The organism is Thiopseudomonas denitrificans (assembly GCF_002866065.1).
GTDB classification, from domain to species: Bacteria; Pseudomonadota; Gammaproteobacteria; order Pseudomonadales; family Pseudomonadaceae; genus Thiopseudomonas; species Thiopseudomonas denitrificans.
On the sequence record NZ_LNJZ01000005.1, the window covers coordinates 63,976 to 85,955 of the forward strand.

The following is a 21,980-nucleotide window of genomic DNA, read 5'->3' on the forward strand; positions in this document are numbered from 1 at the left end:
CCTGTTCTTGCAAGCCATAATTTCAGATCAAAGGCAGAAAGCGGTAATGGATGTCATCAGTCTGGCCCTAGCCACCTATATTCTTGTCATGGCCATCACGCCGGGACCAAATAACGTATTGCTGGCGGCATCAGGGGTCAACTACGGGCTGCGCCGCACGTTGCCGATGATGCTGGGCATTGCCCTGGGCGGCGGCTTTCATTGTTTTGTCAGCATGCTGATGTTTGGGCACCTGTTTGAGCTGATGGCGGTGATTCGCCTGCCGATTGCGGTAGCCGGCTGCCTGTACCTGCTGTGGTTGGCCTGGCATATCTACCGGGCCAGCGCACCGGAAACCGGTGAGCAAAGCCGGCCGCTGACTTTCATGCAGATGGTGCTGTTTCAGTGGGTCAATCCCAAGGCCTGGGTGATGATGCTGAACATGGCCGCGCTGTTCATGCCGGCTGCCGGGCCGGTGATGCCTGCCGCCGCACTGATCGGCATCACCGATACGCTGGTCAGCCTGCCCTGTGTGCTGCTGTGGGCCTGGCTGGGTGACCGGCTGCGGCTGGCGCTGCAGAGTCCGCGGCATCTGCAGCTGTTCAATACCCTGATGGGGGTCAGCCTGGCAATTACGGCAGCCTGGCTGTTGCTGGATGAGCTCAGGCTGCTGTTGGCGGTGTAGATGTATCGTCAGCGTTTGCTCAGGGCTTGGCCAGGGCGTGAATGATTTCGCCCACCATCTTGCGCTTGTCGGGTGGTAATGCGAGAAATACCTCGATGGCCTGACGTTCCTGTGGCGTCATCTTGGCATCCCAGCGTTTGCGCTGTTGCTGCACCGAGCCGCTGAGCTTTTCACCAAAGCGCAGCCAGTGCGGGTCCACATTCAACCATTCGGCCAGTACCTGTAAACGGTCCTGGGTGGGGATGGCATTGCCCAGCAGCCAGCGGCGCACGGCTTGAACCGTCAAGGGTTTTCCCCAGTAACGCTGGTTAAATTCGCGCTCCAATACTACCGGGCGTGCCTCGTAGCCGGCTGTAAGCATGGATTCCTGGAGACGCTCGCTGAAAAGTTTGGCTTCATTCATGTAACAGAAAGTTAAATGAAGCATTGAACATGCAGATAATCCTGTTGCTGTTAAGGAAGAACTGATCAAACCCGGTGTTGCGAGCAGCGAAGCAACGTGGCAGCTCATAATCACCTGGTTATGCATGAACAAATACAGCTTCGCTCCGCTCGCAATGATGCTTCTGTGCTTTATAGCGGGTGTCGGTAAAACAGGCTGTAGTTGTCCACGCCGTCGTTGGGGTTTTTCAGGCCGGCGTTGGAGTAATGAATGGCACGGATGCCGAGCTTGCCATTGTTGGGCAACTGGATGCCGGCACCGATACGGTCTTCAAAGTTGAGCGAAGAGCCCAGTTTGCGACCGTTGACGCGGGTTTTGCTGAATACGGCCACGCCAATGCCGCCCTCGATAAAGGGCTTGAGGACAGGCCGGTTGAAGGTGTAGGTAAATACAGGTGCCAGTGACAGGCTGTGAGCTGCGGCCGAGTGGCGTCCGGACGACCAGTAGGTGTAGCCGGTATCCCAGTAGCCGCTTAGCTGGCCCGTATCGCTGGCAAACCATTGGTGCTGCCAGTCGCTGGTGAGGCCGGCGCGCAGTACCGGATCGCCATGGCCGGTGCCGCCGGCGGCAACCGAGAACTCCAGGGCCTGTGTCTGGCTGGTGACTGCCAGCAGTAAAACAGAGGTCAATGACAGTATTCTTGTTTTCATGATGGTGCATCCTCCGCACTGAAGCCGGGCTGTTGTGTTAAGCTATGTTTCGTTATTGATGGTGGAATGACAGATTGCCATCAATGGGCGGGATACGCAAAATCCATGGCCCGCTTTCCTGATTCTGATCCATTTTTGAAGTCTGCCGCCATGTCCCTGCCTGCCCACCATCTGGAGCTGCTCAGCCCCGCCCGTGATATTTCTATTGCCAAACAAGCCGTTTTGCATGGTGCCGATGCCGTCTACATTGGCGGTCCGGGTTTTGGCGCACGGCACAATGCCGCCAATTCGGTGCAGGATATCGCCCAACTGGCTGAATTTGCCCACCAGTTTCATGCACGGGTGTTTGTCACCCTGAATACCATCCTGCACGACAACGAGCTGGAGCCGGCCCGCCGGCAGATTCATGAATTGTACGATGCCGGGGTGGATGCGCTGATCGTGCAGGATATGGGCGTGCTGGAGCTGGATATTCCGCCGATCGAGTTGCATGCCAGTACCCAGTGCGATATCCGCACGCTGGACAAGGCGCGGTTTCTATCGCAAGCGGGCTTTTCCCAGCTGGTGCTGGCGCGTGAGCTAAATTTGCAGCAAATCCGCGAAATTAGCGGCCAGGTCGATGCTGCTATCGAGTTTTTCATTCATGGTGCGCTGTGCGTGGCCTATTCGGGGCAGTGCAATATTTCCCATGCCCAGACCGGTCGCAGTGCCAACCGGGGTGACTGCTCGCAGGCCTGTCGTTTGCCCTACACGCTCAAGGACAATCAGGGGCGGGTAGTGGCCTACGACAAGCATTTGCTGTCGATGAAGGACAACGATCAGAGCGCCAATCTGGCGGCGCTGGTGGATGCCGGGGTGCGTTCTTTCAAGATTGAAGGCCGTTACAAGGACATGGGCTATGTGAAAAACATCACCGCTCATTACCGGCAGTTGCTGGATGCCATTCTGGAGCAACAGCCTGAGCTGGCGCGCGCGTCCAGTGGCCGCACCGAGCATTTCTTTGCACCCAACCCCGAGCAGACCTTCCATCGTGGTAGCACCGACTATTTTGTCACCGAGCGCAAAATCGACATTGGCGCTTTCGATTCGCCCAAGTTTATCGGCCTGCCGGTGGGGGAAATCCTCAGCGTGGGCAAAAACGATCTGATGGTGCAAACCACCACGCCACTGAATAACGGTGATGGCCTGAACGTGCTGTACAAACGCGAAATCAGCGGTTTTCGCGTCAATACCGCACAATTGCTTGCCGAATACGAGCAGGACGGCCAGCCGCATTATCAATACCGTCTGCTGCCCAACGAGTTGCCAGATGAAATCCGCCAGTTGCGCGCCGGCCATGCGCTAAACCGCAATCTGGATCACAACTGGCAACAGGCGTTGCAAAAGACTTCTGCCGAACGCCGCGTCGGGCTGCGCTGGCAGCTCATGCTGGACGAGCACAGCTTGAGCGCCACCGCAACCAGCGAAGAAGGCGTCAGCGTGACCGCCAAACTGGAGGGGCCCTTTGCCACCGCCAGCAAGCCGCAGCCGCTGGACGAGCAGTTGCGTGATGCATTTACCCAGCTCGGCACCACCATTTATCACGCCACACAGATAGATACCCAAGTACAAAACGGACTGTTTGTGCCGGCATCCGCGCTGAAAAAGCTTCGCCGTGAAGCGATTGCCCTGCTGGATGCCGCCCGCGAGCAGGCACGCCCCAAGGGCAGCCGCAAGGCGGTTAGCAATCCGCCGCCGGTGTATCCCGACACTCAGTTGTCGTTTCTGGCCAATGTGTACAATGAAAAAGCCCGCGCCTTTTATCACAAATACGGCGTGCAACTGATTGATGCTGCCTTTGAAGCGCACCAGGAGCAGGGCGAAGTGCCGGTGATGATTACCAAGCACTGCCTGCGTTTCTCGTTCAATCTGTGCCCCAAACAGGCCAAGGGCTTCACTGGCGTGCGCAATAACGCCAGTGACATGCAGCTGGTGCATGACAATGAAGTGCTGACGCTGAAATTCGACTGCCGCCCCTGCGAAATGCATGTGATTGGCAAGATCAAGCCGCATATCTTTAATGGCCCGTTGCCCGGCAGCCAGGCCGAGCCGGTGAAGATGGTCGGCTTTGCCCAGGGCATGCATTAACAGGGGGCGCTGTGGGTGCGAATTTATTCGCACAAGAGCTTTTGTTGCCCGACGTTGCCGGGTTTTGTCCGGATAAATCCGGACCTACAGCTGGCCGGCGAAACACATTTGTAGGTGCGAATTCATTCGCACGCGTGATCTGTCCGGATAAATCCGGCCCTACAGCTGGCCGGCGAACCACATTTGTAGGTGCGCATTCATTCGCACACGTGATCTGTCCGGATAAATCCGGCCCTACAGCTGGCCGGCGAACCACATTTGTAGGTGCGCATTCATTCGCACACGTGATCTGTCCGGATAAATCCGGCCCTACAGCTGGCCGGCGAACCACATTTGTAGGTGCGCATTCATTCGCACACGTGATCTGTCCGGATAAATCCGGCCCTACAGCTGGCCGGCGAACCACATTTGTAGGTGCGCATTCATTCGCACACGTGATCTGTCCGGATAAATCCGGCCCTACAGCTGGCCGGCGAACCACATTTGTAGGTGCGAATTCATTCGCACACGTGATCTGTCCGGATAAATCCGGACCTACAATTGGCCGGCGAAACACATCTGTAGGTGTGAATTCATTCGCACAAGAGCTTTATCCGAATAAATCCAGACCTGTGATTGACAGTTTTTAGTGTGCAGTCAAAACCGAGACAAACAGGATAAACAATGATTGCAAGCATGGTGCTCAATGACCTGACCCTGTGGCTGGGCTGGCTGCTGTATGGGCCGGTGATCCTGCTGGCGCTGTGCAAGGCCCCCTGGGTCGAGCTATTCAGCGATACCCGGCGCCAGCACTTGCTGTTTGGTACCGTTTTCTGCCTGTGCATGCTGTGGTTGCTGCGTCGCGACTTTCCCAGTGGCGTGGCGATACATTTCATCGGTATGACTGCAATTACCCTGCTGTTGCACTGGCCGCTGGCCATTTTGGCCGGGTTGTTTGCCCAACTGGTGATCGTTTTTTTCGGCAAGCCGGAGCTGGTCGCAGTGGGCATCAATGGTTTGTTGCTGGTGCTGTTGCCGGTGCTGATCGCCGAGCTGGCGGCAGCCTGGGTTGAGCGCTTCAAACCGGACAACCTGTTCGTCTACATCTTTTGCTCCTGCTTTTTTCCGGCCGCACTGACGGCGGTGTTATGCGCCAGCTGCGGCTTTGCATTGCTCTGGCTCAACGGCCTGTACGAATTTCCGCCCTGGCTCGACGACTTCTTCGGCATGGTGTTGCTGGTGGCCTTTCCCGAAGCCTTCATCAACGGCACCCTGATAACCGCGCTGGTAGTATTCAAGCCGGAATGGCTGGAAACCTTCAACCGCACCCGTTACCTGCAAGCACCCTGGAAGGAATAAATCTGCAGGGTGGCAGAGCGTAGCCACAAACCCCACCGCCGCGCAAATACCGCCGCGCGCGATCAATCCCCCGCTTAACCAGACAAATTTCCTGTAAACTTGCCCGTTTCGATCGCAGTTCAGGATGACACCATGGCGCACTTGTTACGCATCATCATGATCAACGGCCACCTCGATGGCGTGGTGGAACTGGATGTGCAGGGGCACAGCAATATTTGCGGTAGCAATGCCTCGGGCAAGACCACTCTGCAGCGGCTGGTTCCGGTGTTTTACGGCGAGCGGCCCAATGCCGTGGTGCCGCGCACAAGGCAGAAATTCGACCGTTATTACCTGCCGCACGCCAACTCCTATCTGGTATACGAATACCGCCGCGAGTCCGGCGCGCAGTGCATGGCGGTACTGATGCGCCGGACCGATGAGGGCGTCGATTACCGTTTGGTGGCCGCTCCTTACGACAGCAGCCTGTTTTTGCAGCAGCAGGACAACGGCGAGCTGCATGCCCGCAGCTATGCGGATTTTGTCCGCCACCTGCGGGTGGAAAATATCGGCTTTTCCAACAAGATCGAAAGCATCAGTGATTACCGTGCCATCATCCAGAACGATGTCGGTGGCCTGAAACTGGATCGGCTGGCAGTCAACCGTCTGCGCCAGGACGCCTTGCGCTATAGCCTGTGCGACAACCCGCACCGTCTGCGCCATATCGAAAAACTGGTCAGTGCCGTGCATGCCAAGGAAGGCAAGATGGATACTTTGAAAACCATGCTGGCGGCCATCTTTGAGGAGGAGGGCGTCGACCTGCCCAGCACCCGCATCAAGAGCGCCCAGGTGCGCGAATGGGTGCAACAGGTGCGCCAGTCACGCCGGCTGCAGGGCTTGCGCCAGCAGTTCGGCAAGCTGGACGGCCAGGTGTTGCAGCTGGAAGATTGCGAGCAGCTGATTGCCCGCTTGCAGCCGCTGTTGCAGCAGGATGCCGGCGACCTCAAGCGCCAGCATGCCGACCTTGAACAGCAGATCAGCCAGTGGCAGGGTGAACTGCAACAGCAGGCAGACAGCTATGATGCGCAGCGGCTGGAGCAGGACAACACACTCAGCCAGGTCAAAAGCGAGCAGCAGCAGACCCAGCTGACGCTGGACAACATCGAGCAGCGTTTTCACGACTACGAGCTGCGCGACATGCAGGCGCTCGAGCAGGCGGTGGCCCAGCTGGGTATCTGGCGTGCCGAGCGTGACGGGCTGGATGAGGAGCTGTTGCTGTTGCGCGAGGCCGAGGGCAGTTCGCGCCAGCGTTTCGAGTCGCGCCGCCACCAGTTGCAGGACGAGCTGCTGGAGTTTCGCAACCAGGTTGACCAGCAGCTGGAGCAGGTACGCCAGCAGGAAAACCGCGTGCGTGATGAGCAGGCACGCAAGCGCCGTGAGCTGGAAGAGGATTACCAGCGCGAGGTCAATGTCGAGCGCGAGCGCTTCAACGAACAGCGCCTGCAACTGATTGGCCAGCAAAAAGAAGTCAAGGTTCGGCTGGAAGGCAGCCTGCTGGAAAGCCTGGAGCTGGAACGACTGGAAGAACAGCAGGCACGGGTGGACAGCGCCCAGGACCAACTCAACCAGAAAACCGCCGAGCTGGATTGTCTGAGTCAGGAGCATGAACGGGCACGCCGCGAGCAGGATGGCCACCTGCAGCAGGTCGGCAATCAGCGCCAGAGCCTGCAGCGGGCCCAGCAGGAACATGAGGAGCTGCAGCGTCAGAGTGAGCCGAAAGCCGGCAGTTTGCGCGCTTTTTTGCAGGAGCAGCAACCGGGCTGGCAACAGCGCATCGGCAAGGTGATCCGCGCCGAGTTACTGGAGCGCACTGACCTCAACCCGCAACTGATGCCGCAGGCCGAGGCCAGCCTGTATCAGCTCAAGCTGGACCTGAGCCGGCTGGAGCTGCCGCCCCATGCCCGTGATGACGAGCAGCTGGCGCTGGCACTTAAACAGGCCATGGCCCGGGTGCGTGAAGAGCAGGCCCTGCTGGAAGCATTGGAAAAACAGCAAAAGCTGTTCAATCAGGCCAGCGACGAAGCGGCGCGCCATGTCAGTCTGGCCCGTCAGCAGGTACAGCGCCTGCGCGGCGATCTGGATATGGCCAGGGGCAGCCTGGAGCAATACCGCCAGGAGCTGGAACAGCTCAAGCGCCGCCGCCGCGAAGACCTGCAGCAACAACTACAGGAGCTGGAGCAGCGACTGCACCAGCAGCAGGAGCGCCAGAAGTCACTGCTGCGCGAACGCGAATCCGCCTTTAATACCCGCAAACTGGAAGAACTGGCCGACTCGGACGAACAGCTGGGCCGTTTGAAGGAAACCTACCGCCAGCATGAGCAAAACCTGCAGGCGCGCCAGCGCAGCTGTGCAGAACAGATCCGCCAGCTGGAACAGGCGCTCAAGCAGGAACTGCTGGAGCAGGGCATCGACCCGGAGCGGGTCAGCCAGCTGGAAGCCAAACTCAGGGAGCTGCGCCAGCGCATCCGCACTACCGAAGAGCGCAGCGACGAGCTGAAGGATTACCAGGAATTTATCCGTGTGGACTGGCAACAGCGCAAGCCGCAGCTGGTAGCCAGCGAGTACGAACTGCACCAGCGGCGGGTGACGCTGGAAGAAGCCCTGCGTGCGTTGAGTGAGGCGTTCAACGAGCAGCGCAAGCACCAGCAACAGCGCATCAAGGACGGTCGCCAGCAGGCCCAGACCCTGCAACAGCAACTGGACAGTGTGCAGAAGTTGCTGCGCCAGCTGGAGCAGTTACCGCAGCTGCCGGCCGTGCCCGAAGGCGAGCCGCTGCAAAGCGCCGACTGCCGCGAACGCATTGCCCGCATGCAGCAGGCGCTGGCCGAACGCAGCGAACGGGCCGGTGCGGTGAGCAGTGCCTTGCAGCAGTTCGAGCGCGAGCTGATCCGCGACAGCGCCGCCGATTTCATGGATACCTGGCAGCAGCAACTGCACCAGCTGGGTGAACAGCCGCCAGCCCGTGCGCTGCTACAGGGCTTTGCCGGCATGCTGCGCCTGCTGGAAGACCAGCAGCAAAACCTGATCCAGCAGGGCCGCAACTATGGCGGCGACCTGTATAACTTCTTCACCGTATTCCGCGATCTCAACCGCCATATCAGCGAGCAAAGCCGTCGCCTGAGTGCTGAAGTCACCGAGGAGTTTGCACTGGAAGGCATCGGCAAGTCCGAGGTGCGTATCCAGTCCACCATTGACGAGCTGGGTTTCTGGCAGCCGCTGAAAGCCTTTTCAGCGTTGCACCAGCAGTGGGAGCAACACCCGGGCGAGCTGCCGCCGGAAAGCTACCTGAAGCAGCTGGGCGATGTGGCCGAGCTGCTGCGCAGTGACCAGCAGTTCAGTTTTGAAAGCCTGATCCGGCTGGAACTGCACCTCAATGAGGGCGGCTCCGACCTGGTTATCCGCAATGACCGTCAGCTGCTGGAATCATCCAGCCATGGCATGGCCTACCTGATTCTGTGCAAATACCTGCTGGCCTTTACCCGCCTGCTGCGTGGCGAAGCCAGGGTGACCATCCACTGGCCGATTGACGAGATCGGCACGCTGGCCTACCACAACGTGGAAAAACTGTTTGCCGCCTGTGCCAACAACAATATCTATATTGTCGGTGCCTTCCCCAACCCCGAATCGGACGTACTGACGCTGTTCCGTCAGCGTTACCTGATTGAGCGCAAACCGGGCCAGCCGACCCGGCTCAAGCGCATCGAGCCGCAACTGAGCCGCCTGAGCCAGCTGCTGCAGCAACAACGCCAGGAGGTAACCCCATGATCCAGTACGGCCCCTTGCTTGAAGACCTGCTGGGCGGCGGTTTTGTCTGCCAGGTGCGCGATAGCCACAACCACGAGCGTCTGCAAAATGAAGCGCTGCGCGAGCAGCTTGACCAGTACCTGCGTCCGCTCAACCGCCGGCTGGCCAGCAGTGCCGACGGTGCAGTCTGGTATCTGGCCTGGCTGGAGCTGAACCAGGAACTGCGCGACAGCCTCAGCCAGCAGTTGCGCGACACCCTGGACAGCCTGATGCCGATGCTGACCCTGATGCAGCTGGTGCAGGACACCACCGGCAGCGACCGCGTGCTCAGTGCCCATGACGTGCTCAACCGGCACGACCTGGCCGCGCGCATTGAAAACAACCCCAGCCTGCGCCAGCAACTGCAACAGCTGTGTACCACCCGTCTGTTCCAGTCGCAGAGCGAGGACACCGGCGGCCAGCTCAAGCTGGTGTTCGAGCGCCTGCGTCAGCAGGGCTACCTGCTGCAGCCGCACAAGGACCGCCAGCATTTTGTCGTTACCGGCAAGATTGATTACCTGCTGGAACTGGTACGCTTTATCCAGGAAGAAGAACGCATCCAGCTCGACGACGAGCCCGCCGCGCAGCAGGAGGCGCTGCTGTCATGAGCAGCCTGGATTATCAGGGCGAAAGTTTCCGCCAGGGGGTTGAGCGGCTCAAGCTGCTGGGCAAGCACGCCGAACTGGTGATGCGCAGTTATTACGGCGAGCCGATTGATGAGCTGGGCCAGGACAAGTCCATCGAGCGTTTGCTCGGCGCGCGGATTTTTTCCCATGTGGATGAACATAGCGGCCCCAAACTGGGCGAACCGGCCCGCCAGCTGATTGCCCAGCTGATTGCCGACGAACGCCGGCGCAAGGTGAATCCGGAAATTGGCGACTTTCTGGAGGAAATTCGCCGGTTGGCCAACGAAGTCAATCAGGCCCAGCAGCAGGGCAACCACAGCCATGCCGACTATCTGTTTGGCGGCCTCAGCCAGGACGTGGACGACCTCAACAGCCGCATCATCAATGGGCTGGAAAGCCTGTGGAACCGGCTCAACAGCGACTTTGCCTTTGTCAGCAGCCTGCCGGAAAAAATGGCCGAAAACGAAAAGGCCGGCAAGGAAGTGGAGCGCTGGCTGGAAGGCCTGAAGATGATCGACTTTGCCGAGCTGATCAACCTGTGCGGTAGCAATGCGCGACTGCGCAATTTGCTGGTGCGCGAGCTGCAGGCGCAGGTCAGCGAGCACTTTAACCGTCTGCGCGAAGTGCAGCAGCGGCTGATCGAACTGCTGGCCCGCTTCCGCCAGCAACATGCCCGTAACCGCCTGGTGCGTGGCATGCTGGCGCATTTGCAGCGCCACCCCAATTTCAAGCCGGGCGACTATGCCCAGCGCACCGAGGTGCCGCCACTGTTCAATCAGGCCCGCTCCTTGCAGGCCGCCGCCGGCCTGTCGCTGGACCGCCTGCAGGACGGCGATGTGCTGCGCGAGCTGTTGCAGGCATTGCCGCCGGCACCCCGCCCGCGTGCCATGCCCGCGGAGGCGGTGGGGGCGGTCAGCCATGCTGAGCATGAGGTAGTGCTGGCACGGCGACGGGCATTGCAGCAGGATGTGGAAGGTTTCTTCCTGCAGGTCTGGCAGCAACAGCAGGCGCGCAGCGCGCTGGACTGGCTGCAGGGCTCAAAGCTGGAGTGGGATGCCGAGATCTGGCTGTACCAGGTGATTGCTGCTTATCAGGGGCTGGCGGCTGCCGATAAACAGCTGTTTCGGCTGAATTACAGCGAAGGGCCGGCCAGCGCGGTGAATGACTTGCGCATAGTGCGTGACCTGGAATTGCAGGTGCAGCTGTAGGTGCGAATTCATTCGCACAGGCATCGATGTGGCCCGGCGCTGCCGGGCTTTGTCCGGATAAATCCGGACCTACAGTTGGCTGGCGCAACCCGGTAGGTGCGAATTCATTCGCACAAGGACGCTTGGGCTGCGGGGTTGCCTGCAGATCATGCTGCAGGGACAGCGCAGCCTGCGCCATCAGCGTTATCAAGGGCAACTGGAGTCTGTCACGCTGCCCCAATCAACTACAAGGTGAGGTGAGGATGTTTATACTGGACGAACGCCTGCAGCAGGACACCTGCTGGCTGGCCGATTTACCGCTATGCCGGGTGTTGTTGATGAACGACGCCCGCTATCCCTGGTTGATTCTGGTGCCGCGGGTTGCAGCTGTCAGTGAGGTCTTTGAACTGGATGACGGTCAGCAGCAACAGTTGTGGGACGAGAGCCGCCAGCTCGCACAGGCGATGGCCGGCGCGTTTGCCGCCGACAAGATGAACATTGCCACCCTGGGTAATGTGGTGCGCCAGCTGCACATGCATCTGGTAGTACGTCGGGAAGGGGATGAGAGCTGGCCGGCGCCGGTGTGGGGCCGTGGCACGCCGGTGCCCTACAGCGAAGAAGAGCAGGACGGCATGCGCCGGCAGATGCTGCAGGTGCTTGAGGCCAGCGGCCTTGAGGTACAGGAGGTATGAGCACTGTGGACGAGCGCATGGCCGAACTGGAGATACGACAGGCATTTCAGGATGACGCCCTGCAGATGCTCAGTGATGTGGTGGCCGACCAGCAGAAGCAGATTGACCGTCTCAATCTTGAATTGCAGCGCCTGCGTGAACGGCAGGAAGAGCATGCGCAGCAGTACCAGGACGTGCCGAACGAGCCGCCGCCGCATTATTGAAGGATAAAAAACGGCTGCCAATGACAGCCGTTTTAGATGGGAGTGCCCACGGGTTGGCAGTGCAGGCCGCCCGCGGATCAGCCGCGCCAGGCCAGCAGGGTGTCCAGCATGCGGTTGGAATAGGCCCATTCGTTGTCGTACCAGGCCAGCACCTTGACCAGATTGTCGTGGACGCGGGTCTGGGTCAGGTCGGCGACGCAAGAGACCGGGTAGCCGTTGAAGTCGCAGGAGACCAGCGGCTCCTGATTGCACTCCATGACACCTTCCGGAAACTGTTGGGCTCCGGCAGACAGGATTTCGTTGATTTCATTGATGCTGGTGCTGCGGCCGGCGGTAAAGCTCAGGTCGACCAGCGACACGTTCATGGTGGGGACGCGCACGGCGAGACCGTCCAGACGACCGGCCAGCTCGGGGATGACCAGACCGATGGCCTTGGCCGCACCGGTGCTGGTGGGAATCATGGAGTGGGCGGCCGCCCGGGCGCGGTACAGGTCGTTGTGGTTCTTGTCCAGTAGGTTCTGGTCGTTGGTATAGGCATGGATGGTGGTCATCAGGCCATGCTCGATGCCCACGCTTTCGTGCAGTACCTTGGCCAGCGGTGCCAGGCAGTTGGTGGTGCAGGATGCGTTGGAGACAATATGCTGGTTGCCCAGCAGCTGATGGTTCACGCCATACACCACGGTCAGGTCGGCATCGGCCAGCGGGTGGGCCATCAGGACGTTATGGGCACCGGCTGTCAGGTGCTTTTCGGCGTCCACGCGTTTCTTGACCCGGCCTGTGCATTCCAGCACGACATCAACGCCGAGCTGTTGCCAGGGCAGGTTGACCAGTTCGGGTTCGCGCAGCAGGCGGATGCTTTGCGAGCCGACCTGCAGGGTATCACCGCTGGCATGGCAGTTGATGCCAAAGCGGCCAAAGGTTGAGTCGAAGCGGGTCAGGTGGGCCAGCATGGCCGCATCACCCAGGTCGTTGATGGCGACAATCTGGATCTTGTTGTGCAGACCGCGTTCAAACAGGGTGCGCAGAACATTGCGGCCAATGCGGCCATAGCCATTGATGGCGATTCTCAGCATGGTGAAGCTCCTTGTAGGTTTTGACAAACACCCTGTCAGGGGGAAGAGATCTGTTGTGCACCATGGTAGGCACAACCGGTAAATGTTTCGCCTTGCCACTGCAGGCGGGCGGACAACGCATGCCAGGCACCGCTCATGCTGTCGATACAGGGTTGCGGGCTGATCCAGAGCTGCAAGACATGGTGATCGGCCTGGCTGCTGATGTACTGCAGGCCGTCGCCGAGCTGCTCGTGGATATAGGGTAAGGCAATAGCCGGCTGGCCGGGTTGCTGCAGGACAAGTCCGTGGCTGTTCAGACGCACGCTCCAGAACGGCTCGTTGCCGGCGGCGCGGATCAGCAGGTGCCCGAATTCGTCATCAGCACAACCGTGGCCCTCGTGTTGTATGCGGTGAACCCGGGTGACTTGTCCGGCAGGGCGTACTTCGAGATCGGCAAAGCAGCTCTGCCCCTGTTCCGCATCACAACTGGCGGCGGCCTGCAGCCAGGGTTCGGCAAGCTCCAGTGGTAACAGGCTGCCACCATCACAGGTGGTCAGTTGCCATTGGCCGTCGATGTAACCCAGCTCCCCCTGCAGGCGCTTGCCCGGAGCATTGTCTGGTGTGCCGGGCAACAATTGACAGCCACCCAGCAGAAGGCCACAACACAGTAGCGTATAAAAGCGCGTTTTCATTAAGCGAGTCTCCCAGACAACCATGTATCAGCAATGGCTAAATGACTGTCAGTTTATCGCAGTTTTATTCATTCATATATGGGGAGTGATATTCATGTGTGAAGATATGGCATGGGCTTCGCGTGATCTCCGGACTGATATATGTAACGGACAGGAAGCGGTTTGCCGGCTGTGTGAGCAGCAGGGCGCGAGGGACTGCTGGTGGTGCTGATGTGAAGGCCGGTGTTTTCAGGCTAACATGGCTGGTCCCGCTATCGAAAGAAGGAAAAGACCATGAGCGCCAGCATTTTCTGGTATGACTTTGAAACCACCGGGATCAATCCGGCTGCCGACCGGGCAATGCAGGTGGCGGGTATTCGTACGGACGCGGAACTGAACGAGATCGGCGAGCCGCTGAACATCTACTGCCGGCTGAGTGACGATATCCTGCCGCACCCGCGTGCCTGCCTGGTGACCGGTATCGGCCCGCAGGTTGTGCAGGAGCAGGGCCTGACCGAGGCCGAATTTGTCGGCCGTCTCAACCATGAAATGTTGCAGCCGCAAACCTGCACGGCAGGCTATAACAGCCTGCGTTTTGATGACGAATTTACACGTTACGGCCTGTACCGCAACTTTCATGATCCTTATGCCCGCGAGTGGCAGGGCGGCAACAGTCGCTGGGACATTCTGGATGCCCTGCGCTGTGCCTGGGCACTGGCGCCGGAGGGAATCAACTGGCCACAAAACGATGAAGGCCGTACCAGCTTCCGGCTTGAGCTGCTGACTGGCGCCAATGGTATCGAACATGGCCAGGCCCATGATGCACTGGCCGATGTGCGGGCCACCATTGCCATGGCTCGGCTGTTGCGCCGGGCGCAACCCCAGTTGTACGCGCACCTGTACCGGATGCGTGACAAGAACCTGGTGCACAATGCCTTGCGCATCGGTCGTCCGGTGGTGCATGTCTCCGGCAAACAGGGGTGGCAGCGGCGCTACCTGTCGATCGTCATGCCTCTACTGATTGATCCGGCCAACAAGAACGCCTATGTCGTGTGCGACTTGCTGGCCGATATCAGCCCGCTGCTGGAGTTGCCGGCGGCAGAGATCAGGCAGCGCCTGTACACCCGGCATGATGAGTTGCCGGCCGGGGCAAGCCCGGTTCCGGTGAAAAAGATTCATGCCAACAAATGCCCGGCACTGACCGGCATGGACAGCCTTTGCGCAGAGAAGCAGCCCTGGCTGCAGATCGATGATGCTCTCTGGCGCCATAATGGCCGCCTGTTGCTGGATAACCTGTCTGCCGTGCAGGAAAAGCTGCGGGAAGTATTCCGGCCCGAAGCATTTGCGTCGCGACAGGACCCGGAACAGCAGCTATATGGCGGGTTTCTGGGCGAGCGGGACCGGGAGCTGTGTCGGCAGGTTGTGCAAAGTGATGCGCAGGCGCTGGCTGGCGCTGTCTGGCCATTTGATGATCAACGCTTGCCGGAGCTGCTGTTCAGGTATCGTGCGCGCAATTATCCGCACACCCTGACAGCGGCGGAACAACAGCAATGGTATGTGTTTTGCCAGCAACGGTTGCATGATGCGCAAGCCGGAGCGCCGCTTACGCTGGATGGTTTTACCCGTGCTTGTACGGAGTTGTTACCGGAGGAGCGGGAAAATGAAGTGATCCGTCAATGGCAGCAATATGTAGCCGGGCTGGAGCAGCGCTACCGCTAAAAAATTAAAAGCAGGTCGAGCACAGAGTCAGGCATGCACGCCCTTTAAAGGAGCTTCAAATAACTGCGCGGATATGGAGGGCCGGCTGTGCTTGTGCAGTACTGGGCAGAAAGGGGTGGTCGCCCGGGCATTATAGGCTGAACAGGTAGTGGTACATCTGGTGTTTATGGCCGGCCATGAATTAAAAAGCCGGGATATCCGTCTGGATATCCCGGCTTTTTATTGGCGCGGGCCGATTACAGGGTAACGGACCAGCTTTCAACAGTGTCATTGCCCCACTTTTGCTTCCACTCTTTCAGTTCTTTGTGGTTGCCGCCTTTGGTTTCAATCACGGCACCGGTGTGCGGGTTGGTGTAGCGTTTGGTGCGGCGCTCGCGACGACCGGCAGCCGCGCGTGGCGCCGGGGCTGCGGCTTGCTGCGGGTCAAGGATGGCATTGATGTCGCGCAGGGACTTGTTGTAGTCGGACATCAGGGTGCGCAGCTTGGTTTCGAACTCCATTTCTTTTTTCAGCTCTGGATCGTTTGACAGGGCTTCCAGCTGCTGTTGCAGTTCCTGAATGGCCTTTTTGGTGCTGTGAAAACGATTGATTTTGGTAGGCATGTTGAACTTCCTGATAATGTACAAGTGTATGGGTTAAGCATGGCGTGAATGCCAGTGCTGACCGGGCCCGGAGAGCATTCGGATAATCAGGCCGGACATGACACCCATGTTTGATGGGCAGTTGTGTCCGTCTGGCCGGCAGATTGAAACTGCTGGTCCGGGGTTTGATCAAGTTGAAACAGGATGTCCGACGGTATGCAGCGATCAACCTGTATCAAGGTTTCCGGTATTTCGCCGCCATTCTAGTTTATGTCTCTTGATCATGTAAACAGTTGATGCATTGTCATTGTAAAAATATTTATTAGAGCATGGGGATTTATTTGGTTGTTTGTAACTAATGATTGCGGTTTTTAATCTGCAGTTAATCCGCTTGCCGGTTGTTTGTCGGCTAATTGGCCAGATTTGAAAAAAACTGGTTGGCAGGGGCGGCCGGGCAGGGGCGCGGGACCGGAGTTGCGCGAGTGTCGCAAGCTGGCCAATGACTTGCCGTCTGACAGGCGGTAGAATATTGCCTTTTACGGTTTGCGGAGTAACAGATGCGGACTTTTCGTTTAACGATTGCCTGTCCGGACCGGGTGGGCATCGTTGCCAAGGTGAGCAACTTCCTGGTCACCTACAACGGCTGGATTCATCAGGCCAGCCAGCACTCGGATGAGCACAGCGGCTGGTTCTTCATGCGTCACGAGATTCGTGCCGACTCGTTGCCGTTTGACCTTGAGGGCTTCCGTCAGGCGTTTGCCCCGATCGCCAGGGAATTCTCCATGATCTGGCAAGTCAGTGACTCTGCGGTCAAAAAGCGGGTGGTGCTGATGGCCAGTCGGGAATCCCATTGCCTGGCCGACCTGTTGCACCGCTGGCACCGCAAGGAGCTTGATTGCGACATTCCCTGCGTGATCGCCAACCATGATGATTTGCGCAGCATGGTCGAGTGGCATGGCATCCCGTTTTTCCATGTGCCGGTCGATCCGAAAAACAAGCAGCCGGCCTTCGAGGAAGTCAGCCGGCTGATTGACGAGCATGAGGCCGACTGCGTGGTGCTGGCCCGTTACATGCAGATCCTGCCTCCCGACCTGTGTGAAAAATACGCGGGGCGGGTGATCAATATCCATCACAGCTTTTTGCCGTCTTTCGTCGGCGCCAAGCCTTATCACCAGGCAGCGCTGCGCGGAGTCAAGCTGATCGGTGCCACCTGTCACTATGTGACCCAGGACCTGGATGCCGGCCCCATCATCGAACAGGACGTGATGCGGGTCAGTCACCGCAACACCACTGAAGACATGGTGCGGCTGGGCAAGGATGTGGAAAAAATGGCGCTGGCGCGGGGACTGCGCTATCACCTGGAAGACCGGGTGATCATTCATGACAACAAGACCGTCATTTTTGACTGATTGAGCGGGTTTGCTCCGGAAACGGGGCAAACCGGTATCCACGGCAGTTTTACGGTCAACCACTTTTGGCTACAAGGCGTTTTCATGCAAGATTTTCACTGGGTAACCGGTAACCGGCAGCTGCAGGAGCTGTGCCTGCAGTGGCAGGCGGAGCCGTTTGTCGTGCTGGACACGGAGTTTGTCCGGGTTGATACCTACTATCCGCAGACGGGGCTGATCCAGCTGGCAACCTTGACGGGCAATTATTTGCTTGACCCGCTACAGATTGATGACTGGAGCGACTTCGCGTGCTTGCTGGAAAACCCGCAAGTGGCCAAGGTGGTACACGCCTGCGGCGAAGACCTGGAAGTCTTCCAGCGTCTCACGGGTGCCTTGCCGCAACCGTTGTACGATACCCAGCTGGCTGCCGGCTATGCCAATCTGGGATTTTCCTGGGGCTATGCGCGTCTGGTGCAGCATTTTCTGGCGGTCGAATTGCCCAAGGGGGCAACTCGCTCCGACTGGCTGCAGCGTCCGCTCAGCGCCGAACAACAACTGTATGCGGTGCAGGATGTCAGCTATCTGGCCCGGCTGTATCCCTTGCTTGATGCCTTGCTGACGGCGCAGAAGCGGGCCTGGTTGCTGGAAGACGGCGCAGCGCTGGTGGCGGCACAGCAGCATGCCGTGGCCCCGGAAGAGCTGTGGAAAAACGTCAAGCTCGCCTGGACCCTGACTGCGCAGCAGGCTGCCGCGCTGCGGCTGCTGTGTGCCTGGCGTGAGAAGCAGGCACAGGCTCGCGATATCCCGCGCAACTGGGTGCTGAAAGAGCAGGCCCTGCTGGCGCTGGCGCAAAAAATGCCTGCCGACAATAGCGGGCTGGCCGCAGTCGAGGGCCTGTCACCGGGGTTGTTGCGTCATCATTCCAGGGCTTTGCTGGCGATGCTTGAGGAGGCGCGCGGGCTGAGCGACAGTGCCCTGCCGCAGGTGCTGCCGGAGCCCTTGCCACTGGAGGCGGGAGCGACGCTCAAGCGTTTGAAAAAAGTGGGTGAGAGGTTTGCCGCCGAACAGCAGATGGCACCCGAGCTGGCCCTGAAGAAAAGAATCCTGGTGGATGCATTGGCTACCGGCTGGCCGGCCGGCCCCTACCACCTGCCCGATGCGTTGCAGGGCTGGCGCCTTGAGCATCTGGGGCCGTTGTTGCAGCAGGCACTGGATGGAGAAGTGTAATGAAGAAGATCTGTTCGATTTATCAGAGCCCGCGCAAGCCGGGCATGTACCTGTATGTGCTCAAGGCTGATGCGCTGGCGCGGGTGCCGGCAGAGTTGTTGAAGCTGTTTGGTACGCCCCGCCACAGCTTTGACCTGGTACTGAGCCCCGAGCGCAAGCTGGCCAGCGAGGATATCCACAAGGTGTTGGACAACCTTGAAAATCAAGGGTTTCACTTGCAGATGCCGCCACAGGAAGACGACTATGTCGAGCACTGGCCGGAAGAGTTGCTGACCCGGAATGATCCGGCTTGACGCTGGTGAATGTGAAGCTGTTGGCAGAATTTGCGGAGTTTGTTGAAAATAACACTGGCACTCTGCAAAAAATCAGGTAAAGTACTCGCCACTGTTGCTGCATGCGTCACCGTGGATCATTCGATGTTTAAACATTGCGACTCCTGTTACTCCTTGCACTCAGTATACGCGGACAAGTGGTCCGCATTTATTTACTCAAGATAAGGAGACAGCAATGTCTAACCGTCAAAACGGCACCGTCAAGTGGTTCAACGATGAAAAAGGCTTTGGCTTCATTACTCCAGAGTCCGGCGAAGACCTGTTTGTGCACTTCCGTGCCATCCAGGCTGAAGGCTTCAAGAGCCTGAAAGAAGGCCAGAAGGTCTCTTTCGTTGCCACTCGTGGCCAGAAAGGCATGCAAGCTGAAGAAGTTCAACTGATCTGAACTTGAAAGCATTGCAAAAAACCCGCTCCGGCGGGTTTTTTTATGGCCGGCATTCGTACCCGGTACTGTAGTGCTTTCAGCACTGGAGCGGCTCGGGTAAGATGTGCCGATCTTAATTGGGCATCAGTCGAGGTGATTCATGAGTATCAAGGCGGACCGCTGGATCAGGCGTATGGCAACCGAGCACGGCATGATCGAGCCCTTTGTCGAGCGGCAGGTGCGTACTGACGGCGACGAGCGGCTGATTTCATATGGCGTATCCAGTTACGGTTATGATGTACGCTGTGCCGACGAATTTAAGGTGTTTACCAACCTGCACTCGGTGACCGTTGATCCGAAGAACTTCGACGAGAAAAGCTTCGTCGACGTCAAGGGTGAGTACTGCATCATTCCGCCCAACTCCTTCGCGCTGGCTCGTACTGTTGAGTACTTCCGTATTCCGCGCAATGTGCTGACGGTCTGCCTGGGCAAGAGCACCTATGCCCGTTGCGGCATCATCGTCAATGTCACCCCGCTGGAACCCGAGTGGGAAGGGCATGTGACCCTCGAATTTTCCAACACCACCACGCTGCCGGCCAAGATTTATGCCAACGAGGGCGTGGCGCAGATGCTGTTCTTCGAGTCGGACGAAGACTGCGAGGTGTCCTACAAGGACCGTGGCGGAAAATACCAGGGCCAGCAGGGTGTGACCTTGCCACGTACTTGAGCCCGGGCTTGTCCGGTCAATGTGTGAATGAACGAAAAGGCTGCCGGGGGCAGCCTTTTTGTTTTTGTTGTGTGCGGCCGGGGCCGTTACTGGTAGGCGCCCGGCATCGGCCGCAGGTTGATCTCGACACGGCGGTTTTGCTGGCGGCCATAGCTGTCGGCGTTGCTGGCAACCGGCTGGTCCGGGCCCATGCCGCGTACGCTCATGCGCGAATAGTCCACGCCCTGTCCTTGCAGATAGCTGGCCACGCTCTGCGCACGACGCCGGGACAGGTCCATGTTGTACTGGTAGGCGCCGGTGCTGTCGGTATGGCCGACGATATCAATGGTGTTCTGGTTGTATTCACGGAATGACTGGGCCAGGTTGTTGAGGGCACCGTAAAAGCTGCCGGAAATGGTGGCCGAGTCGGTAGCAAAGGTCACGTTGCCAGGCATGACCAGCGTCAAATTGTCGCCATCGCGTTGCACTTCGACACCGGTGCCCTGCATCGCGCGGCGCAGCTCGGCTTCCTGGCGGTCAACGTAATAACCATAGCCGGCACCGGCAGCGCCGGCGACGGCAGCACCGATCAGTGCGCCCTTGGTGCGGTCTTTTTTACTGGATACCGCAGCGCCGGTAATGGCGCCGGCAGCCGCACCGATACCACCGTAGACTGCGGTACGGTTGACGTTGCGCTCGTTTTCATAAGGGTTGTTGCTGGCGCAGCCGGCCAGAAGGGCGGCGCTAGCGAGGGCGATCAGGCTGTGTTTGCAGTTCAGTAAGGTCATGGGTATTTTCCTTTACGGGTAATGAAAATGGGTCACGGGTATACAAGATACCTGTTGTTACCGGTTTGGGCAGCCGGGGGCGGGTAAATATCGGGTAAATCTGTAGCAGGGGGCAAGGCTGCAATCATTTCCGGCTTGCTTTATAGTGCTGCGTGAAGTTTTCAGCAAGCGAGATTCCGACATGAAGTGTCAACAGGGTATTTTGATTGAACCGGTGCCTGCAGTGGCACGGCATGTATTTTATACGTTGGCCGATGTGGCCGACCTGCCAAGGGCGCTGGCTGCCCTGGCGGAACTGGCTGACGGTGAGGCGGTCGTGGCCGGGCTGGGCATTGGCGTGATGCAGGCACTGGGCAAATCGCCGGCGTCACTGCGGATGTTTCCGGCGTTGAGCCACCAGGGCATCAATATCCCGTCCACCCAGCAGGCGCTGTGGCTGTGGCTGCGTGGCGATGATCGCGGCGAATTGCTGTTCCGTACCATGGAGCTGGACAAGGCGCTGGCGCCGGCGTTCAAGCCGGTGCAGGTCACTGATGCATTCCGTTACCTGTCCGGCCATGACTTGTCCGGCTATGAGGACGGTACCGAAAACCCGGTTGATGACGAAGCGGTGGCGGTGGTTACTGCCACGGGCGCAGAGGGCGGCAGCTATGCGGCCATCCAGCACTGGGAGCATGACCTGGGTTATTTCAAGTCGCTGCCGCAGCAGGACCAGGACCATATCATTGGGCGCCGGTTGAGTGACAACGAGGAAATCGAAGACGCTCCCGAGTTTGCCCATGTCAAGCGTACCGCCATGGAAGATTTTGAGCCGGAAGCCTTTGTCGTGCGTCGTTCCATGCCCTACATCGATGGTGATGTGGCCGGGTTGGTATTTCTGGCGTTTGGTGAGTCGCTGGATCAGTTCGAAGTGCAGCTGCGCCGCATGATCGGCCTGGACGACGAGATTGTCGATGGCCTGTTCCGTTTCAGCCGGCCGGTTACCGGTGGCTATTACTGGTGCCCGCCGGTGGTGAATGGCAAGCTGAAAATTCATTTCCAGTGATAGTTGTTTTTACCTTGGGTGAGGCAGCTTGCCAGAGCACTCCGCAAAGCGGACGCTGCCAGTGTCGAAGCAAGCTTCGCCCCTGTTGCTGATGCTTTGCTACGGCCTCTACCAATCTGCAGATTCACCCATGCGTTTGTGGGGGAGTGGGCCGGCTACGCCGGCCTGCTGTCGCGTGGTGTGATCATGAATTTTGTGGGAGGGAGCTTGCCCCCGAGAGGCAGAAAGTATGCGCTTTCTCGGGGGCAAGTCCCTTCGCACAGATCTTTTTACACGAACTCTCTGTAGGTGCGAATTTATTCGCACAACGGGTGCCAACGAGACTCTGTGCTTCCAGCCGCAAGGCTGAGCTTGCTGGG

21 protein-coding genes are annotated in these 21,980 nt (G+C 58.8%); 15 read left to right on the top strand and 6 right to left on the bottom strand.

Annotated features, from left to right (window positions below):
- Positions 1-46 precede the first annotated feature (46 nt).
- Complete coding sequence (locus AR306_RS03650; RefSeq protein ID WP_101496206.1) at positions 47-664, top strand: LysE family translocator; 618 nt, start codon at positions 47-49, stop codon at positions 662-664.
- A 19-nt stretch (positions 665-683) separates the two neighbouring features.
- Here AR306_RS03650 and AR306_RS03655 read toward each other — a convergent pair whose 3' ends face one another.
- On the bottom strand, positions 684-1,025 hold the full coding sequence (locus AR306_RS03655) for a transcriptional regulator (RefSeq protein ID WP_240622470.1): 342 nt from the start codon (positions 1,023-1,025) through the stop codon (positions 684-686).
- A gap of 212 nt (positions 1,026-1,237) precedes the next feature.
- Positions 1,238-1,756, bottom strand: a complete 519-nt coding sequence (locus AR306_RS03660; protein WP_101496208.1) for an acyloxyacyl hydrolase — start codon at positions 1,754-1,756, stop codon at positions 1,238-1,240.
- A 150-nt stretch (positions 1,757-1,906) separates the two neighbouring features.
- Between AR306_RS03660 and AR306_RS03665 the strand changes: the two genes are divergently transcribed.
- The 7 genes from AR306_RS03665 (at position 1,907) to AR306_RS03695 (ending at position 11,748) form a co-directional block, all read left to right on the top strand.
- Positions 1,907-3,883 (top strand): peptidase U32 family protein, encoded by a 1,977-nt coding sequence (locus AR306_RS03665; RefSeq protein ID WP_101496489.1) that lies wholly within the window; start codon positions 1,907-1,909, stop codon positions 3,881-3,883.
- Between the two features lie 663 nt (positions 3,884-4,546).
- Complete coding sequence (locus AR306_RS03670) at positions 4,547-5,221, top strand: energy-coupling factor ABC transporter permease (RefSeq protein WP_101496209.1); 675 nt, start codon at positions 4,547-4,549, stop codon at positions 5,219-5,221.
- Positions 5,222-5,353: 132 nt separating this feature from the next.
- Positions 5,354-9,022 (top strand): ATP-binding protein, encoded by a 3,669-nt coding sequence (locus AR306_RS03675; protein WP_101496210.1) that lies wholly within the window; start codon positions 5,354-5,356, stop codon positions 9,020-9,022.
- A complete protein-coding gene (locus tag AR306_RS03680; RefSeq protein ID WP_101496211.1) occupies positions 9,019-9,648 on the top strand; it encodes a condensin complex protein MksE in 630 nt (209 codons plus the stop codon). The genes AR306_RS03675 and AR306_RS03680 overlap by 4 nt, the downstream gene beginning before the upstream one ends.
- Positions 9,645-10,874, top strand: a complete 1,230-nt coding sequence (locus AR306_RS03685) for a hypothetical protein (protein WP_101496212.1) — start codon at positions 9,645-9,647, stop codon at positions 10,872-10,874. Before AR306_RS03680 ends, AR306_RS03685 begins: the two co-directional genes overlap by 4 nt.
- A 242-nt stretch (positions 10,875-11,116) precedes the next feature.
- Entirely contained in the window at positions 11,117-11,545 is a 429-nt protein-coding gene (locus tag AR306_RS03690; protein ID WP_101496213.1) for an HIT domain-containing protein, read from the top strand.
- A complete protein-coding gene (locus AR306_RS03695; RefSeq protein ID WP_240622471.1) occupies positions 11,542-11,748 on the top strand; it encodes a SlyX family protein in 207 nt (68 codons plus the stop codon). Before AR306_RS03690 ends, AR306_RS03695 begins: the two co-directional genes overlap by 4 nt.
- A 77-nt stretch (positions 11,749-11,825) precedes the next feature.
- On the opposite strand, the gene gap is transcribed toward AR306_RS03695, so the two are convergent.
- Both gap and AR306_RS03705 read right to left on the bottom strand, forming a co-directional pair.
- Positions 11,826-12,821 (bottom strand): type I glyceraldehyde-3-phosphate dehydrogenase, encoded by a 996-nt coding sequence (gene gap / locus AR306_RS03700; RefSeq protein ID WP_101496214.1) that lies wholly within the window; start codon positions 12,819-12,821, stop codon positions 11,826-11,828.
- Between the two features lie 35 nt (positions 12,822-12,856).
- Positions 12,857-13,492, bottom strand: coding sequence for a COG3650 family protein (locus AR306_RS03705; RefSeq protein ID WP_101496215.1), 636 nt, complete (start codon positions 13,490-13,492; stop codon positions 12,857-12,859).
- 273 nt (positions 13,493-13,765) lie between these two features.
- On the opposite strand from AR306_RS03705, the gene sbcB reads away from it, so the two are divergent.
- Positions 13,766-15,190: an exodeoxyribonuclease I gene (sbcB, locus tag AR306_RS03710; protein ID WP_101496216.1), complete on the top strand. Its 1,425-nt coding sequence runs from the start codon at positions 13,766-13,768 to the stop codon at positions 15,188-15,190.
- 236 nt (positions 15,191-15,426) lie between these two features.
- Here sbcB and AR306_RS03715 read toward each other — a convergent pair whose 3' ends face one another.
- Positions 15,427-15,792: a histone-like nucleoid-structuring protein, MvaT/MvaU family gene (locus tag AR306_RS03715; RefSeq protein WP_101496217.1), complete on the bottom strand. Its 366-nt coding sequence runs from the start codon at positions 15,790-15,792 to the stop codon at positions 15,427-15,429.
- Positions 15,793-16,328: 536 nt separating this feature from the next.
- Between AR306_RS03715 and purU the strand changes: the two genes are divergently transcribed.
- The 5 genes from purU (at position 16,329) to dcd (ending at position 19,809) form a co-directional block, all read left to right on the top strand.
- Positions 16,329-17,180: a formyltetrahydrofolate deformylase gene (gene purU / locus AR306_RS03720; RefSeq protein WP_101496218.1), complete on the top strand. Its 852-nt coding sequence runs from the start codon at positions 16,329-16,331 to the stop codon at positions 17,178-17,180.
- A gap of 84 nt (positions 17,181-17,264) precedes the next feature.
- Entirely contained in the window at positions 17,265-18,386 is a 1,122-nt protein-coding gene (gene rnd / locus AR306_RS03725; RefSeq protein ID WP_101496219.1) for a ribonuclease D, read from the top strand.
- Positions 18,386-18,679, top strand: a complete 294-nt coding sequence (locus tag AR306_RS03730) for a YcgL domain-containing protein (protein WP_101496220.1) — start codon at positions 18,386-18,388, stop codon at positions 18,677-18,679. The genes rnd and AR306_RS03730 overlap by 1 nt, the downstream gene beginning before the upstream one ends.
- 214 nt (positions 18,680-18,893) lie before the next feature.
- Entirely contained in the window at positions 18,894-19,103 is a 210-nt protein-coding gene (locus AR306_RS03735) for a cold-shock protein (RefSeq protein ID WP_101496221.1), read from the top strand.
- Positions 19,104-19,242: 139 nt separating this feature from the next.
- Complete coding sequence (gene dcd / locus AR306_RS03740) at positions 19,243-19,809, top strand: dCTP deaminase (protein ID WP_101496222.1); 567 nt, start codon at positions 19,243-19,245, stop codon at positions 19,807-19,809.
- Between the two features lie 86 nt (positions 19,810-19,895).
- On the opposite strand, the gene AR306_RS03745 is transcribed toward dcd, so the two are convergent.
- Positions 19,896-20,576 carry an OmpA family protein gene (locus AR306_RS03745; RefSeq protein WP_101496223.1) on the bottom strand — a complete coding sequence of 227 codons (681 nt, stop codon included), beginning with the start codon at positions 20,574-20,576 and terminating at the stop codon, positions 19,896-19,898.
- Positions 20,577-20,757: 181 nt separating this feature from the next.
- On the opposite strand from AR306_RS03745, the gene AR306_RS03750 reads away from it, so the two are divergent.
- Positions 20,758-21,621 carry a Dyp-type peroxidase gene (locus AR306_RS03750; protein WP_101496491.1) on the top strand — a complete coding sequence of 288 codons (864 nt, stop codon included), beginning with the start codon at positions 20,758-20,760 and terminating at the stop codon, positions 21,619-21,621.
- Positions 21,622-21,980: the final 359 nt, after the last annotated feature.